The sequence below is a fragment of the Microbacterium sp. NPDC090014 genome (assembly GCF_044748285.1).
Taxonomy (GTDB): Bacteria; Actinomycetota; Actinomycetes; order Actinomycetales; family Microbacteriaceae; genus Microbacterium.
Genome location: NZ_JBIVFS010000001.1, coordinates 2,304,074 through 2,320,683 on the forward strand (window position 1 = coordinate 2,304,074; position 16,610 = coordinate 2,320,683).

Annotated in this window: 15 protein-coding genes; all 15 read right to left on the reverse strand. The window is 69.0% G+C overall.

Annotated features, from left to right (window positions below; genetic code table 11):
- Window positions 1–10: 10 nt before the first annotated feature.
- The 15 genes from ACIPV5_RS10955 to pyrR all read right to left on the reverse strand — a co-directional run bounded on the left by ACIPV5_RS10955 (window position 11) and on the right by pyrR (window position 16,590).
- A complete protein-coding gene (locus tag ACIPV5_RS10955) occupies window positions 11–274 on the reverse strand; it encodes a phosphoribosyl-ATP diphosphatase (RefSeq protein WP_017202142.1) in 264 nt (87 codons plus the stop codon).
- Window positions 271–951: a ribulose-phosphate 3-epimerase gene (gene rpe / locus ACIPV5_RS10960; protein ID WP_400341021.1), complete on the reverse strand. Its 681-nt coding sequence runs from the start codon at window positions 949–951 to the stop codon at window positions 271–273. Before rpe ends, ACIPV5_RS10955 begins: the two co-directional genes overlap by 4 nt.
- A 3-nt stretch (window positions 952–954) precedes the next feature.
- On the reverse strand, window positions 955–2,517 hold the full coding sequence (locus tag ACIPV5_RS10965; protein WP_400341022.1) for an RsmB/NOP family class I SAM-dependent RNA methyltransferase: 1,563 nt from the start codon (window positions 2,515–2,517) through the stop codon (window positions 955–957).
- Complete coding sequence (fmt, locus tag ACIPV5_RS10970) at window positions 2,514–3,434, reverse strand: methionyl-tRNA formyltransferase (protein WP_400341023.1); 921 nt, start codon at window positions 3,432–3,434, stop codon at window positions 2,514–2,516. The genes ACIPV5_RS10965 and fmt overlap by 4 nt, the downstream gene beginning before the upstream one ends.
- Before the next feature lie 66 nt (window positions 3,435–3,500).
- Window positions 3,501–5,483: a primosomal protein N' gene (locus tag ACIPV5_RS10975; RefSeq protein ID WP_400341024.1), complete on the reverse strand. Its 1,983-nt coding sequence runs from the start codon at window positions 5,481–5,483 to the stop codon at window positions 3,501–3,503.
- Between the two features lie 7 nt (window positions 5,484–5,490).
- Window positions 5,491–6,684, reverse strand: a complete 1,194-nt coding sequence (metK, locus tag ACIPV5_RS10980; protein ID WP_400341025.1) for a methionine adenosyltransferase — start codon at window positions 6,682–6,684, stop codon at window positions 5,491–5,493.
- 93 nt (window positions 6,685–6,777) lie between these two features.
- A complete protein-coding gene (gene rpoZ, locus ACIPV5_RS10985) occupies window positions 6,778–7,035 on the reverse strand; it encodes a DNA-directed RNA polymerase subunit omega (RefSeq protein WP_042536631.1) in 258 nt (85 codons plus the stop codon).
- Between the two features lie 65 nt (window positions 7,036–7,100).
- Window positions 7,101–8,009 (reverse strand): guanylate kinase, encoded by a 909-nt coding sequence (gene gmk / locus ACIPV5_RS10990; RefSeq protein WP_400341026.1) that lies wholly within the window; start codon window positions 8,007–8,009, stop codon window positions 7,101–7,103.
- The gene (gene pyrF, locus ACIPV5_RS10995; protein ID WP_053096118.1) at window positions 8,002–8,847 is read right to left on the reverse strand and encodes an orotidine-5'-phosphate decarboxylase; all 846 of its coding nucleotides are present in this window, start codon (window positions 8,845–8,847) and stop codon (window positions 8,002–8,004) included. Before pyrF ends, gmk begins: the two co-directional genes overlap by 8 nt.
- Window positions 8,844–12,131 (reverse strand): carbamoyl-phosphate synthase large subunit, encoded by a 3,288-nt coding sequence (gene carB, locus ACIPV5_RS11000; RefSeq protein WP_400341027.1) that lies wholly within the window; start codon window positions 12,129–12,131, stop codon window positions 8,844–8,846. Before carB ends, pyrF begins: the two co-directional genes overlap by 4 nt.
- Window positions 12,131–13,276, reverse strand: a complete 1,146-nt coding sequence (gene carA / locus ACIPV5_RS11005; protein WP_053096121.1) for a glutamine-hydrolyzing carbamoyl-phosphate synthase small subunit — start codon at window positions 13,274–13,276, stop codon at window positions 12,131–12,133. The genes carB and carA overlap by 1 nt, the downstream gene beginning before the upstream one ends.
- Window positions 13,273–13,800: a hypothetical protein gene (locus tag ACIPV5_RS11010; RefSeq protein WP_320488322.1), complete on the reverse strand. Its 528-nt coding sequence runs from the start codon at window positions 13,798–13,800 to the stop codon at window positions 13,273–13,275. Before ACIPV5_RS11010 ends, carA begins: the two co-directional genes overlap by 4 nt.
- A complete protein-coding gene (locus tag ACIPV5_RS11015) occupies window positions 13,797–15,101 on the reverse strand; it encodes a dihydroorotase (protein ID WP_400341028.1) in 1,305 nt (434 codons plus the stop codon). Before ACIPV5_RS11015 ends, ACIPV5_RS11010 begins: the two co-directional genes overlap by 4 nt.
- On the reverse strand, window positions 15,098–16,063 hold the full coding sequence (locus ACIPV5_RS11020; RefSeq protein ID WP_053096128.1) for an aspartate carbamoyltransferase catalytic subunit: 966 nt from the start codon (window positions 16,061–16,063) through the stop codon (window positions 15,098–15,100). Before ACIPV5_RS11020 ends, ACIPV5_RS11015 begins: the two co-directional genes overlap by 4 nt.
- Window positions 16,060–16,590, reverse strand: coding sequence for a bifunctional pyr operon transcriptional regulator/uracil phosphoribosyltransferase PyrR (gene pyrR / locus ACIPV5_RS11025; protein ID WP_056278772.1), 531 nt, complete (start codon window positions 16,588–16,590; stop codon window positions 16,060–16,062). The genes ACIPV5_RS11020 and pyrR overlap by 4 nt, the downstream gene beginning before the upstream one ends.
- Between the last annotated feature and the right edge of the window lie 20 nt (window positions 16,591–16,610).

Here is a 16,610-nt window from a genome sequence, read left to right on the forward strand (position 1 = left end):
GCGGAGCGCTTCACAGATGTCGGTAGACGTCCTGCAGGCTCAGGCCCTTCGCGAGCATCATCACCTGCACGTGGTACAGCAGCTGCGAGATCTCCTCTGCAGCGGCCTCGTCGGACTCGTACTCGGACGCCATCCAGACCTCGGCAGCCTCCTCGACGATCTTCTTGCCGATCGTGTGCACGCCGCCGTCGAGCTCTGCAACCGTGCCTGATCCCTCGGGGCGGGTCTCGGCCTTGACGCTGAGCTCGGCGAACAGCTCGTCGAAAGTCTTCACGATTCCAGGCTAGCGGCTCTGGCGCGGTCTCTGAGCCGGGTGACGGCCGCCTCGACGTCGTCGGCGCCGTAGACCGCGGATCCTGCGACGAAGGTGTCTGCGCCGGCGGCGGCCGCCGCCTCGATCGTCGCATCGGAGATCCCGCCGTCGACCTGCAGCCAGACGTTCGACCCTCGCCGCTTCGCCTCGTCGGCGAGAGCGCGCAGCTTCGGCATCGTCTCGGGTATGAATCCCTGCCCGCCGAACCCTGGTTCGACGGTCATCACGAGGATCTGGTCGAACTCCTCGAGCACGCTGTAGAGACCGTCCGCGGGGGTGTCCGGCTTGATCGCCACTCCGGCCCTCGCCCCGATGCTGCGCAGAGTGCGGGCCAGCGAGATCGGATCGGCGGCGGCCTCGAGGTGGAACGTGACGCTCGCGGCACCGAGCTCCGCATACGCGGGAGCCCACCGCTCGGGGTCGGTGATCATCAGATGCACGTCGAGCGGGATCGGGCTGGTCGCCTGGATCCGCTCGACCATCTGCGGCCCGAACGTGAGGTTCGGGACGAAGTGGTTGTCCATGACGTCGACATGCGCGAAGTCGGCAGTGGCGATCTTGGCGAGATCACGCTGCATGTTCACGAAGTCGGCGGCCAGGATGCTGGGGTTGATGCGCGGTGCGCGGGGCAGGTCCACTCTCTAGTCTCCTTGCTCGGCGCTGGCGTCGCGCTGATCGGTGTCGGCTCGTCGGAGGAGCGCGAGGAACATCGCATCGGTCCCGTGCCGGTGCGGCCACAGCTGGACCCGCCCGGTGCCGTCGCTGCCGAGATCGATCGGTGAGGTCACGACACCCTCGAGGACCGCACGCGCATCGAGCTCGGTGATGTCGGTGCGGCCACGGAGCACCTCCTGGACGACGCCCGTCGTCTCGGCGAGATGCGGCGAGCAGGTCGCGTACGCGACGATGCCGCCGGGCGCCAGCGCGTCGAGGGCCGCCGAGAGCAGTTCGACCTGCAGCGGCACCAGCTCGGCGACATCACCGGGGGTCTTGCGCCATCTCGCCTCGGGCCGCCGCCGCAGAGCCCCGAGTCCCGTGCACGGCGCATCGACGAGGATGCGATCGAACTGGCCCGCGTGGGAGGTGCCGAACGTGCGGCCGTCCTCTTCATGAACCACGACATCGGCGGGCACGGCGCGCAGGGCGTTGCGGACGAGTCGCGCACGGGTGGGCACCACCTCGTTCGCCTCCAGCGACACATCGTGCTGTCGCGCGACCGCCGCGAGCAGCGCCGTCTTGCCGCCGGGGCCTGCGCACAGGTCGAGCCAGCGTTCGCCGGAACGGATCGGCGCAGCTTCGGCGAGAGCCAGTGCGACGAGCTGCGACCCTTCATCCTGCACACGCACCGTGCCGCCCGAGGAGGCGATCACGTGGTGCGGGTCGCCGCCCGGAGATCCGTAGGCCGTCGGCGCATACGGTCGACGTGGCTCCCCGGGCTCGGCGAGGCCGGGCAGAGCGACGAGAGTGACCTCCGGCGAGGCGTTGTCGGCGTCGAGGAGGTCGTCGAGCTCCTCGACGCGACCTTCAGCGGCCAACGCGCGACGCAGGGCACGGATGACCCAGACGGGGTGAGCGGAGCGCAGCGCCAGCCGCTCGTCGTCCGACCGCGCGGAGGACTCGATGCGCTGCTCCCACTCCCCCGGCGTCTCGCGGGAGATTCGCCTCAGCACGGCGTTCGCGAAGCTGGATGCACCGCGGCCCTGTGTGGCGGCGACGATGTTCACCGACTCGTTGACGGCCGCGTGCGACGCGACGCGGGTCGCGAGCAGCTGATGGGTCGCGAGTCTCAGCGCGTCGAGCACACCGGCGTCGATCTCCTCGACAGGCCTGTCGGCGGCCGCGGCGATGATCGCGTCATACGTTCCGCGGCGTCGCAGTGTGCCGTAGGCGAGTTCTGTGGCGAGAGCGGCGTCCTGTGGAGTGAGTCCTGCGTCCGCGATCGCGGCCGGAAGGATCAGGTTCGCGTAGGCATCCGATTCCGACACCGCCCGCAGCACGTCGTAGGCCACGCGCCGCGCAGGCTGCACCGTGCGCTGCGGCGCCGTGCGCTGCGGGCCGCGGGACTGTCCGTCGCGCTTCCCGCCCCGAGCCTGGCCGTCACGTGGACGCTGATCGCGCGGCGTGCTCGGTCCCGAACGGGATCCGCGGCCGGACTCGCCGCGACGCGGCTCGCGACGTGCGCCGTCGTCCTGCCGCCCGCTCATGCGCCGGCTCGCAGGTTCTCGGTGTCGCGCTGCCCGCGCCACCAGTCGACCGCGCTCATCGCGCCCTTGCCCGAGGGCTGCACCCGCGTGACCGCGAGCGGGGCCGAGGCCGTTCCGATGAGGAGAGCGGACTTGGTCGCGGTGAACGCGCCCGGCGCGAGGGCGACGTCGCTTTCCGAGGGAGTGGCCTCCAGCACCTTGAGGCGGATCCCGTCGACGGTCGTGTGGGCGCCTGGTTCGGGGGTGACTCCGCGGAACCGCGCGAACACCTCGCTGAGCGGGCGGGTCCAATCGAGCAGACCATCGTCGAGAGTCAGCTTCGGGGCCAGCGACGCCTCCCCCTCCTGGGGCACAGCGCGCGCAGTGCCGTCGGCGATCGCCGCGACCACCTCCGCCGTCAGTTCGGCGCCGTCGAGAGCGAGCACGTCGAGTGCGGCATCCGCCGTCGCCTCGGGAGCGACCGCGACGACCCGCGTCGCGAAGACATCACCGGCATCGAGCGCGGGAACGAGCTGGAACACACTGGCACCCATCTGCGCATCGCCGTTGATCAGAGCTCGCTGCACGGGTGCGGCACCGCGCCACTGCGGGAGGAGCGAGAAATGCAGATTGATCCAGCCCTTCGTCGGTGCGGAGAGCAGCGGCTCGCGAACGAGTCCGCCGTACGCCACGATCACACCGAGCTCGACATCGAGCGCGGTGATGGCGGTCGTCGCGTCGTCGTCGAGGCGAGCCGCCTTGATGACCGGCAGTCCGAGCTCGTCGGCGGCGTGAGCGACAGGCGACGGCGTGAGCACCCGCTTGCGGCCCAGCGGCGCGTCCGGGCGGGTGACGACCGCAGCGATGTCGTGCTCGGCCGCGAGGCGGCGGAGTGTGGGGACGGCTGCCGACGGTGTGCCGGCGAAGACGAGACGCATGAAGGTGCTCCGGAGGGATGCGGGGGTGGATCGGGTGAAATCGGAGCGCGAGGTGGTTCTTCGCGTTCAGAGTTCCGGATCGAGGATATCGAGTCGAACCGTGAGGGCGCTCCGAGTCGACTTGCCCTTGCCCCGCCGGTTGCTGACCGCTTCGGCGACGACCGCGGCCCGCAACGTGGTGGCGACCCTGGCACCCGCGCTGTAGTCGAACCGGATCAGGGCCCTGACACGCGGCGGGTAGTCGTCAGACTCGATCGGCACCGGGCCGAGTACTGCGTCGGAGGGCAGAGCGAGCTCCTGCAGCGACGCCAGCGCTCTCGCCACGGATGCCGTCGACCCCTCGACCAGCGCGACCCTCGCAGCCGGCGGCATGTGCAACGGCGCACGTTCGGAGAGCTCGGTCCTCGCATAGGCGGACTGGCTCCAGGTGGCAAGCGCTCGCGCGATCGCTCCGTCGACGCCGACCAGATGGATGGGAGCACCGGGAGCCGCGAGTGCAGCCGCGTTCGACCACCAGCGCAGACAGGACTCGCCGATCCGCAGGTCGGGAGCCTGGAGCATCCTCGGTCCGTCGAGCAGGACCACGGCACGGTATCCGCCCTCCGCCAGCGGCTCGGCCCCCCGTGTCGCGACGACGAGGGCCGGCTTGTCGGCGACGCGCTCGACCGGATGAGCGCTGTCTGCCACGATGACCCGGATTCCGGGGAACGCCTTGCCCAGCTCATCCGCCGTCCGCTCGCTGCCCGAGGACGCGAGGCGCAGCTTGGTCGACGAGCACGCCGGGCACGCCCACGCTCGGGCTCCCCTGCCGCACCAGGCGCACACCGGCACGGCACCACGGTGCTTGGCTCCGAGCGGTCCGCCGCAGTGGGCGCACCGTGCAGGCGCCCGGCATTCGGCGCAGACCAGCGACGGCGCGAACCCCGGTCGAGACACCTGCACCAGCACCGGTCCCTCGGCTGCAGCAGCGCGTGCGGAGAGGAACGCGGACGACGGCATCCGCTGTGCAGTCGGAGCATCCATCTCCTGGGGTGTGCTGAGGATCACGCGCGGCAGCACCCGACGCGCGGCCCGGACATCCTGCAGCCATCCGTGGGCGACGAGGCGTTCGACGTCGGTGGTGCGGGTGTGGCCGACGAACAGCAGTGCGGATCCCTCCTGCTCCTGACGGAGGAGAGCAGCATCCCTTGCGTTGATGTACGGCGCGAGCGGCTCGCCGAGGAGAGGATCGCCGTCGTCCCACACAGCGACGACGCCCGCACGAACCGGCGCGTACACCGCAGAACGATTGCCCACCACGATGCACGGCGCGTCCTCGAGCGAGCGGAGGAACGCGCGGTACCGATCGGGGTTCGTCTGGCGCGAGTCGAAGCGCACGACGGCCTGGTCAGGGACATACGAGCCGAGAGCGGCGAGCAGCTGATCGAGGTCGCGGTGGTCAGGCACGACGAGAACACTGGAGCGGCCCGCTGCCAGCGTCCGCGCCGCTGTGGACGCGAGAAGAGCCGCCCACCCGGGATCGTCATGATGGCGCACGGGGATCGCCTCGACCGCGGCCCGGCCGCCCGCATCGAGCACATCGGCGAGCGAGTCGTAGGACGCGATCAGCTCGGATGCGGCCGAGAGTGCTTCGTCTGATGGGGCGAGCTCCGGGGAGTCGTCGCTCCAGGCCTTCTCCACCCGCACCTGGCGCTTCGGGATGACGAGCCGCAGGACGTCGGAGGCGGAGCCCGCAGCGCGATCGGCGGCGCGGCGCGCGAGGCGGTAGAGACGCTCCGGAAGCACCGCCACCGGGGATACGACGCTGTCGACCTCGGACAGTGGCCTGTCGCCATCGTGTTCGGTGTCGAGTTCGACGACGTAGCCGTCGATGACACGACCTGCGGTACGCAGGGGCACACGCACGCGCACACCCAGAGGGACGTCTCCGAGCTCCGCAGGCACGGCGTAGTCGAACAGACGATCCAATTGTGGAAGCGGCGAGTCCAAGAGCACGCGCGCGATCCTCCGACTCTGCGATGTCAGAGGAGAAGGGACGCCATCAGGCATGCGGCCCTCAGAGTCCTGCAGCGCGCCGCAGCTCTTCCGCGCGGTCGGTGCGCTCCCACGTGAACTCCGGCAACTCCCGTCCGAAGTGCCCGTAGGCGGCGGTCTGCGCGTAGATCGGGCGCAGGAGGTCGAGCTGCTCGATGATCGCCTGGGGACGCAGATCGAAGACCTCGTCGATGGCGCGCGTGATCACCTCGTCGGACACCTTGCCCGTGCCGAATGTCTCGACGTAGAGACCGACCGGACGAGCGACCCCGATCGCGTAGGCGACCTGGACCTCGAGACGGTCGGCGAGTCCTGCGGCGACCGCGTTCTTGGCCACCCAGCGCGTGGCATAGGCGCCGGAGCGGTCGACCTTCGACGGATCCTTGCCGCTGAAGGCACCGCCACCATGTCGCGCCGCTCCGCCGTAGGTGTCGATGATGATCTTGCGTCCGGTGAGTCCGGCATCGCCCTTGGGGCCGCCCGTCACGAACGGACCGGCGGGGTTGATGTAGTACGTGAGGTCGCCGAGATCGAGCCCCGTGGAGGCCAGGATCGGATCGATCACGTGCTCGCGCACCTGAGCCTTGAGGTCGTCCTGCGAGATGTCGGGGTGGTGCTGGGTCGACAGCACGACGGCATCCACGGTCTTGGGGATGAAGCCCTCATATCCGAGAGTGACCTGGGTCTTGCCGTCCGGGCGCAGGAACGGCAGCGCACCCGATCGTCGGACCTCGCTGAGCCGCTCCGCGATGCGATGCGCGGTCCACGCAGCCATGGGCATGAGCTGCGGGGTCTCGTTCGTCGCGAAGCCGAACATGATGCCCTGGTCGCCAGCGCCGAGGCCGTCGAGAGGATCGATGGAGCCGCCGTCGCGGTGCTCCTGGGCGTTGTCGACGCCGTGGGCGATGTCGGTCGACTGCTCTCCCACCGAGATGCTCACACCGCAGGAGTCTCCGTCGAAGCCGGTCTCGCTCGAGGTGTAGCCGATGCCGTTGACCACCTGGCGGACGATCGTCGGGATGTCGACGTATGCCTCGGTGCGGATCTCGCCGGCGACGTGGACGAGACCGGTGGTCACCAGCGTCTCGACGGCCACCCGGGAGCCGGGGTCTTTCGCGATGAGTCCGTCGAGGATGCTGTCCGAGATCTGGTCGCAGATCTTGTCGGGGTGCCCCTCGGTGACGGACTCGGACGTGAACAGACGCAGCGCGCTCATCAGGGCTCCAGAACGGAATCGGACAGCAGGAAGGGGGTGGCTCCCATGATGGACCGCACCGCCGACATCAGTCGGCGGTGCGGTCATCGGACGTCACTCGGCGTGACGGAGGCGGAGCTTGTCCTCGTTGATCTCGTGCAGAGCGATGGTCAGCGGCTTGTCCTCGACGGACGAGTCGACGAGCGGCCCGACGTTGTCGAACAGGTTGCCCTCGTGGAGGTCGGAGTAGTAGTCGTTGATCTGACGGGCGCGCTTGGCGGCGTAGATCACGAGCTCGTACTTCGAGTCGACCCGGTCGAGCAGGTTGTCGATGGGGGGATCGATGATTCCGTTGGTGTGGTGTCCGGCCATGGTGGGACCTCCTGATCAGGCGACGGGATCGTCGCGAAGACGGTGAAGCGGGCGCGCGAAGACGCTCAGCGCGCAGAGCTCGAAGACAATTCTACGACCTCCGCGGCCGCAGCGGCGACGTCCTCGTTCACGATGAGGTGGTCGAACTCGTTCTGCGCCGCCAATTCGACCTTCGCGGTGCGCAGTCTGCGAGCTCGTTCCTCCGCGCCCTCCGTGCCTCGTCCGACCAGCCGCTGGACGAGTTCGTCCCAGGTCGGAGGCAGCAGGAAGATGAGCGTGGCTGCAGGCTCCGCCTGGCGCACCTGGCGCGCGCCCTGCAGGTCGATCTCGAGCAGCACGGTCTTGCCTGCAGCGAGAGCGGCGTCGATCGGAGCCCGCGGCGTGCCGTAGCGCGACTTGTTGTGGACGACGGCGTACTCCAGGAGTTCGTCGTCGGCGATCAGCCGGTCGAACTCCGCATCGTCGACGAAGTAGTAGTGCACGCCGTCGATCTCGCCAGGTCGCGGTGCGCGCGTCGTCGCCGAGACCGACAGATGGATCTCGGGGTTGTGCTCACGGATGTGGGCGGCGACGGTACCTTTGCCGACTGCCGTGGGCCCGGCGAGCACGAGCAGACGGCTTCGTGCGCCACGCGGCTCGAGCAGCGGGAAGCGCGCGTCGAGCCACTGCGAGAGCGCCACCCGCTGGCGGACGCCGAGCCCTCCCAGTCGCTTGACCGGCGAGATGTGCAGCTCTGCCAGGATGCGGTCGCGCTTGCCCGCGCCGATCGCGGGGAGAGCGAGCAGGAAGTCCGTGATGCGCATGGACCCCTCGACCGAGTCCGGGTCTGCGGTCGCCCGCTCGAGCACGGCCTGCGGTGTGACGACACGCGTGGTCAGATCGCGCTTGAGCGATGCGCGGGCGCGGCGTCGTTCGACCGCCTTGCGTGCGGCGGCAGCGCGGTCGACCTCGGGGACGGGACGGGACTCAGCCACGGCCGGCCTCCCTGTACTCTGCGACGCGGGCGTCGATAGCGGCGGCGAGACCGGCGGGTCCGGCCGAGAGGATGCTGCGGCTCTCGCTCGCGATGACGGCGGCGCTCATCGAACCGAACCGGCGGTGCAGGTCTGACGGCGTCGCACCCTGCGTGCCGAATCCCGGAGCGAGGATGGGTGCCACCGGTGCGAAGGCGGCGATGCCGGCATCCGTCCAGTCCACGGTCGCGCCGATGACGAAGCCGAAGCTCCCCCACTCCCCTGCGGGCGTGTGCTCGGTGTTGCGCGCCGAGACGACCGAGACGATGTCAGCCGAGACGGCACGGCCGGTCTCGGAGATCGAGCGCTGCAGCACCTCGGCTTCGGGGTTGCTCGTGGCAGCCAGCACGAACAGACCCTTGTCGTGCTGATCAGCGAGGGCGAAGGCGCCGTCGAGCGCGCCGACACCCAGGAACGGGTTCACGGTGAGGGCGTCGGCCTCGAGCGGAGACCCCGGGGTGAGCCAGGCAGCCGCGTAGGCGTCCATGGTCGACCCGATGTCGCCGCGCTTGGCATCCGCGATCACGAGGAGGCCGGCGTCCCTCGCAGCCGCGATGACCTCTTCGAGCGCCGCGAATCCTGCGGATCCGAAGCGCTCGAAGAACGACACCTGAGGCTTCACGATCGCGGCACGGCCCGCCGCGGCCTCGACCGTGCGCAGCCCGAACTCCCGGACGCCCGAGGCGTCGTCGCCGAGGCCCCAGGATCCGAGCAGGGCGGCGTGCGGGTCGATGCCCACGCACAGCGGGCCGTGCGCAGCGAGGGCGACACGGACCCGTTCGCCGAAGCGTGCGCTCACACTGCGGCCTTCCGGTCGAGGGCGTACTCCTGCAGGCTCTTCACCTGGAAGCCCTCGTGCGCTGCGTCCATACCGCTCACGGCGGCGCCGAGCACCGCCATCGTGGTGAACAGCGCCTTGTCGGCCGCGACAGCCGCCGCGCGGATCTCATAGCCGTCTGCACGCGCCGCGCCCCCGGACGGGGTGTTCACGACGATGTCGATCGAGCCGTCGTTGATGAGGTCGACGATGTTCGTCGCGCCGGACTCCTGGGTCTCGCTGTACTTCTCGACCACCGTCACCGCGATGCCGTTGCGCGAGAGGATCTCGGCAGTGCCCTCGGTGGCGACGATCGTGAACCCCAGCTGCTGCAGGCGATGCGCCGGCAGGATCACGGCGCGCTTGTCGGAGTCCGCGACCGAGATGAACACCGTGCCGGAGGTCGGCATACCGCCGTACGCGGCCGCCTGGCTCTTGGCGAACGCGGTCGGGAAGTCGCGGTCGATGCCCATGACCTCGCCGGTCGAGCGCATCTCCGGGCCGAGGATCGAGTCGACGGTCTTGCCGTCGGCCGTACGGAACCGCTTGAACGGAAGCACGGCCTCCTTGACCGAGACAGGGGCGTCGAGGGGCACTCGCGAGCCGTCCTGCTCGGGCAGCATGCCCTCGGCGCGGAGCTCCGCGATCGTCGACCCCACCATCACACGGCTCGCTGCCTTGGCCATCGGGATGCCCAGCGCCTTCGAGACGAAGGGCACGGTCCGGCTCGCGCGCGGGTTCGCCTCGATCACGTAGAGCACGCCGGCGCTGATCGCGAACTGCACGTTGAGCAGGCCACGCACGCCCACGCCCTTCGCGATCGCGAGTGTCGCCTCGCGCACCCGGTCGATGTCGGTGCGGCCGAGCGAGACGGGCGGAAGGGTGCAGCTCGAGTCGCCCGAGTGGATGCCGGCCTCTTCGAGGTGCTCCATCACGCCGCCGATGAACAGTTCGGTGCCGTCGTAGAGGGCGTCGACATCGAGCTCGATCGCGTCATCGAGGAAGCGATCGACGAGCAGGGGCTTGCCCTCCTCGATGATGACCTCGCCCGCCGTGCGCACGAAGTACTCGCGCAGCGACTCGGAGCTGTAGACGATCTCCATGCCGCGTCCGCCGAGCACGAAGCTCGGACGCACGAGCACCGGGTATCCGATCTCCTCGGCGACGGCCACCGCGCCGTCCGCGTCCACAGCGGTGCCGTGGCGCGGGGCGATGAGGCCTGCCGTGTCGAGCAGCTGCGAGAACAGCTCGCGCTCCTCGGCGATGTCGATGGCCTCGGGGCTGGTGCCGAGCACCTGGTAGCCGGCTGCCTCGATGCCCTTTGCGAGCCCCAGCGGCGTCTGGCCGCCGAGCTGGCAGACGACGCCGAGGATGGTGCCGCTCGCGGCTTCCGCGTCGAGCACCTCCAGCACGTCCTCCAGCGTGAGCGGCTCGAAGTAGAGCCGGTCGGACGTGTCGTAGTCGGTGGACACCGTCTCGGGGTTGCAGTTGACCATGATGGTCTCGAAGCCGGCATCCGAGAGGGCGAACGACGCGTGCACGCACGAGTAGTCGAACTCGACGCCCTGGCCGATGCGGTTCGGACCCGATCCGATGATCACGACCTTGGTGCGATCCGACGGCGTGACCTCGGTCTCGAAGTCGTAGCTCGAGTAGTGGTACGGCGTGAGAGCCGGGAACTCGCCGGCGCAGGTGTCGACGGTCTTGAACACCGGACGGATGCCGAGTCCGTGGCGCACGCCGCGGATCTCCGCTTCCTTCTCGCCGCGGAGCTCCGCGATCTGCGCGTCGGAGAAGCCGTGCTCCTTGGCGTAGCGCAGCGTGGCCGCGTCGAGCTCCGGTGCCGTGCGCACGATCTCGGCGACCTCGTTGATCAGGACGATCTGGTCGATGAACCAGGGATCGATCGCAGTCGCCTCGAACGCCTGCTCGACCGTCGCGCCCTTGCGCAGCGCCTGCTGGAGAGTGACGATCCGACCGTCCGTCGGGACCTTCGAGATCTCGAGCAGCTCGTCGACGGAACGGCTCTCCGCGCCCCAGTGGAAGCTGGAACCGCGCTTCTCGAGCGAGCGGAGCGCCTTCTGCAGCGCGGTCGCGTAGTTGCGGCCGATCGCCATCGCCTCGCCGACCGACTTCATGGTGGTCGTCAGCGTCGCGTCAGCGGCCGGGAACTTCTCGAACGCGAACCGCGGCACCTTGACGACGACATAGTCGAGCGTGGGCTCGAAGCTCGCGGGGGTGACACCCGTGATGTCGTTCGGGATCTCATCGAGACGGTAGCCGAGCGCCAGCTTCGCGGCGAGCTTCGCGATCGGGAACCCCGTGGCCTTGGAGGCCAGGGCGCTCGAGCGCGAGACGCGAGGGTTCATCTCGATGACGATGATGCGCCCGTTGCTCGGGTCGATGGCGAACTGGATGTTGCAGCCGCCGGTGTCGACGCCCACCGCGCGGATGATGTCGATGCCGATGTCGCGGAGCTTCTGGTATTCCCGGTCCGTGAGCGTCAGAGCGGGAGCCACGGTGATCGAGTCGCCCGTGTGCACGCCGACGGGGTCGACGTTCTCGATCGAGCAGACGACCACCGTGTTGTCGGCGGTGTCGCGCATGAGCTCGAGCTCGTACTCCTTCCAGCCGAGGATCGACTCCTCCAGGAGCACCTCCGTGGTCGGAGAGTCGCGCAGACCGGCACCGCCGATGCGACGCAGATCCGCCTCGTCGTAGGCGAAGCCGGACCCGAGACCGCCCATCGTGAACGAGGGGCGCACGACGAGCGGGTAGCCCAGCTCGGCCGCTCCCTTGAGCAGGTCGTCCATGGTGTGCGCGATGATGCTGCGGGCGACGTCGGCGCCGGCATCGAGGACGAGCTGCTTGAAGATCTGGCGGTCCTCGCCCTTGTTGATGGCTTCGAAGCTCGCACCGATCAGCTCGACGTCGTACTTCTCGAGGATGCCGTGGTTGTGCAGCTCGATCGCGGCGTTCAGGGCCGTCTGCCCGCCGAGGGTCGGCAAGATCGCGTCGGGACGCTCCTTCGCGATGATCGTCTCGATGACCTGCCAGGTGATCGGCTCGATGTACGTCGCGTCGGCGAAGTCGGGGTCGGTCATGATCGTCGCCGGGTTGGAGTTGACCAGGATGACCCTCACGCCCTCCTCGCGCAGGACGCGGCAGGCCTGGGTGCCGGAGTAGTCGAACTCGCACGCCTGACCGATGACGATCGGGCCGGAGCCGATGACGAGAACGGAGTTGATGTCGTCGCGCTTGGGCATTACTTGGTGTCCTTCTTGCTGGCGATGACCATGTCACGGAACCGGTCGAAGAGATAGTTGGCGTCGTGCGGTCCGGCCGCAGCCTCCGGGTGGTACTGCACCGAGAACGCCGGGATGTCGAGAGCGCGGAGGCCCTCGACCACGTTGTCGTTCAGGCCGATGTGACTGACCTCGACCTTGCCGTAGCCGTGGGGGCTGTCGAACGAGCCCTCCAGCGGCGCCTCCACGGCGAACCCGTGGTTGTGCGCGGTGATCTCGACGCGTCCGGTGGACTTGTCGAGTACGGGCTGGTTGATGCCGCGGTGCCCGAACGGCAGCTTGTAGGTGCCGAGACCCAGCGCCCTGCCGAGCAGCTGGTTGCCGAAGCAGATGCCGAAGAAGGGCAGCCCGTCGTCGAGCACCGAGCGCAGCAGCTCGACGTGGTCGCCGGAGGCTGCGGGGTCGCCAGGGCCGTTCGAGTAGAAGACGGCGACGGGATCGATCGCACGGATGTCATCGATCGTGACGTTCTGAGGCAGGACGTGCACCTCGAAGCCACGGGCCGCCAGGTTGTCGATCGTGGCCTGCTTGACGCCGAGGTCGAGGACGGCGAGATTGCCGACCCGCTCCCCCATCGCCGTCGTGACCGTGGCGACGTCGACCGAGACCTGCGCCGAGAGGTTCTGGCCGGCCATCTGAGGCGCCTCGCGCACGAGGCGCAGCTGCTCGTCGGCGTCGATCTGCGCGGCCTCGCCCGAGAAGACGCCGCCGCGCATAGACCCGGCAGAGCGGATGTGCCGCGTGATCGAGCGGGTGTCGATGCCGCTGATGCCGACGATGCCGTCCCGCTCCAGGATCTCGTCCAGCGAAGCGGTCGCACGCCAGTTCGAGACGACTCGTGACGGGTCGCGCACGATGTAGCCGGCGACCCAGATGCGACGGGACTCGGGGTCCTCGTCGTTCATGCCGGTGTTGCCGATGTGCGGGGCCGTCTGCAGGACGATCTGGCCCGCGTACGACGGGTCGGTGAGCGTCTCCTGGTATCCGGACATGCCGGTCGAGAAGACGACCTCGCCGAAGGTGGTGCCCAGCGCGCCGTATGCACGGCCGACGTGGCGGGTCCCGTCTTCGAGGACGAGGACGGCGGGTTCGGGGAGGGCTGTCATGACGTTGCTCCTGTGTCGGGGGCGGCGGTGTCGTCCGTGGCGGGGACGAGGCGCTGCAGTTCTGAGATGAAGTTCTGGGGATCGCCGTCGGTGACCCGGAGATACGAGTCGACGATCGTGTCGTCGTCCGCATTCCAGGCGACGCGGACGAGTCCACCCGGTTCGACGACGCGGTCGATCGTCACCGTGGCGCGGTCGACGCTCGCCAGTCGTGCAGAGGCGAGGAAGACGGTCGGCGCACCGTCGAGGCAGAGTGCGAGTCCGCGATCGGTGACCGCAGCCTCTCCCCTGGCGCGATAGGCGAGCGGCCGGATGGCGAGGCGCTCCAGCGGCTGATCGTGCTTCGTCGTCGAGACGTAGAGCACCTCGTGACGGTCGAGGACCTCCGCATGCTCCGGCACGCCCAGGGGAGCCGCCAGACCCGAGTCGCGTCGGAGTCGTCGGCGCCACGCCGTGAACATGGCGACCAGGACGAGTGCCGCCACGGCGATCGTGATCGCGATGGCGATGTCGCGCGTGCTCATGCGTTCAGCTCCTCGACCACGGATCCGCCGTCGACCGTCAGCAGCCCGCGGTGGATCGTGAACTCGACGCGGCCGGGGAGGTCGCGACCGAGGTACGGCGAGTTCACACTCCGACCGTGCAGGTCGGATTCGGTGAAGACGCCGGCGGCGGACGGGTCGTAGAGGGTGATCTGCGCAGCAGCACCGGCCTGCAGGGGCAGCCCATGATCGGACAGACGTCCGATCCGTGCGGGGGCCGCACTCATCACCCGGGCGACGTCCTCCCAGCCGATCAGGCCGGTCTGCACCATCGACTGGTGCACGACGCGCAGGGCGCTCTCGAGTCCGACCATGCCGTTGGCTGCGGCCTGCCACTCGCACGACTTGTGCTCGCTCGGGTGCGGGGCGTGATCGGTCGCCACGATGTCGATGGTGCCGTCGGCGAGGCCCTCGCGCACCGCCATGACGTCTTCCTCACGGCGCAGCGGCGGGTTGACCTTGTAGCGGGCGTCGTAGCCGCGCACCAGTTCATCGGTGAGCAGGAGGTGGTGCGGGGTGACCTCGGCCGTGACGTTGATCCCCCGCTTCTTCGCCCAGCGGATGATGTCGACAGAGCCTGCGGTCGACAGGTGGCACACGTGCAGTCGGGATCCGACATGCTCCGCGAGAAGCACATCGCGAGCGATGATCGACTCCTCCGCGACCGCCGGCCATCCGGCGAGTCCGAGCTCGGCCGACACTGTGCCCTCGTTCATCTGGGCGCCCTCGGTGAGGCGTGGATCCTGAGCGTGCTGCGCGATGACTCCGTCGAACGACTTCACATACTCGAGTGCGCGCCGCATGATCAGCGGATCGAAGACGCAGAAGCCGTCGTCGCTGAAGACGCGCACCTGGGCGCGCGAGGTGGCCATCGCACCGAGTTCGGCGAGGCGCTCGCCCTTCTGCCCCACGGTGACGGCGCCGATGGGCTGCACGGTCGCGTACCCGGCGGCCTCGCCCAGGGCGAGCTCCTGCTCGACCACACCGGCCGTGTCCGCGACCGGCGAGGTGTTCGGCATCGCGAACACCGCCGTGAACCCGCCTGCCGCCGCAGCACGGGTCCCGGTGAGGATCGTCTCGGAGGCTTCATAGCCCGGCTCCCGGAGGTGGGTGTGCAGGTCGACGAGTCCGGGAAGGGCCACCAGGCCGTCGGCGTCGATGACTCGCGCACCGGAGCGGCTCAGTCCGGCGCCGATCTCGGAGATCTGCCCGTTCTCCACGATGATGTCGGCGCGCTCGGCACCGAGAAGCTGTGCTCCGGTGATGACGAGGGTCTCGCTCACTGGTCTCCCCCTCGTTCGTCGTCTCGTTCTCCTGCAAGGAGCAGGTACAGCACCGCCATGCGGATGGACACCCCGTTCGTCACCTGTTCCAGCACTGTCGAGCGCGGGGAATCTGCGGCTTCGGAGGATATCTCCAACCCTCGGTTCATGGGTCCGGGGTGCATCACAATGCTACCGTCCGGAAGACCGGCCACACGCAGTGCGTCCAGACCCCATCGCCTGGAATACTCCCGCTCAGTGGGGAAATATGCAGCGCTCATCCGTTCGAGCTGGATGCGGAGCATCATCACGGCGTCCGGACCGTCTGCCAGAGCCTGATCGAGGTCGTAGACGACCTTCGCAGGCCAGAGCGAGACGTTCTGCGGCACCAGGGTGGGCGGCGCGACCAGGGTGACCTCGGCGCCGAGCGTGGCGAGCAGCCAGACGTTCGACCGTGCGACGCGGGAGTGGAGCACGTCGCCGACGATCACGACCCGGATGCCGGCGAGATCACGACCGCGGCTGTCGGCGCCGAAGCGCCGTTTGCGGATCGTGAACGCGTCGAGGAGAGCCTGGGTCGGATGCTCGTGCGTGCCGTCGCCGGCGTTCACGACTCCGGCGGAGATCCACCCGCTGGTCGCGAGGGTCTGCGGGGCGCCGGAGGCTGGATGGCGGATGACGACCGCATCCGCTCCCATCGCCTGCAGCGTCTGGGCGGTGTCCTTGAGGCTCTCGCCCTTCGACACGCTCGAGCCCTTGGCTGCGAAGTTGATCACATCGGCTGAGAGGCGCTTCGCAGCGGCTTCGAAGGAGATGCGGGTGCGGGTCGAGTCCTCGAAGAACAGATTCACGACCGTCTTGCCGCGAAGGGTCGGAAGCTTCTTGACCTCGCGCGACTGGGTGTCGGACATGTCTTCGGCGACATCGAGGATGCGTAGAGCCGACTCTCGGTCGAGGGTGCGGGTATCCAGCAGGTGTCTCATGCTTCGATCGTCACCTCTTCGGTGCCGTCGTGCTCGGTCAGCCGGACGTTGACGCGCTCCTGGCGAGACGACGGGATGTTCTTGCCGACGAAGTCGGGGCGGATCGGGAGTTCCCGGTGGCCGCGATCGACGAGGATCGCGAGGCGGACGATCGACGGGCGACCGATCGACTGCAGCGCGTCGAGTGCGGCGCGGATGCTGCGGCCGGAGAACAGCACGTCGTCGACGAGGACGACGGTCCTGCCGTCGATCCCGCCGGCAGGGATGTCCGTGGGCCGCGGAGAACGCGTCGGCTGCGAGGCGAGGTCGTCACGGAAGAGCGTGACGTCCAAAGCCCCCACCGGAACGGTGGTCTGCGCGATGGCGCCGATCGCTGCGGACAGGCGGTGGGCGAGAGTGACGCCGCGGGTCGGAATGCCCAGCAGGACGAGGTTCTCAGCCCCTCGATTGGATTCGAGGATCTCGTGCGCGATACGGGTGAGAGCCCGCGAGATATCGGCTTCGTGCAGCACGGTTCGTGCAGACATCGGCCGCTCCCTTCTCCGCC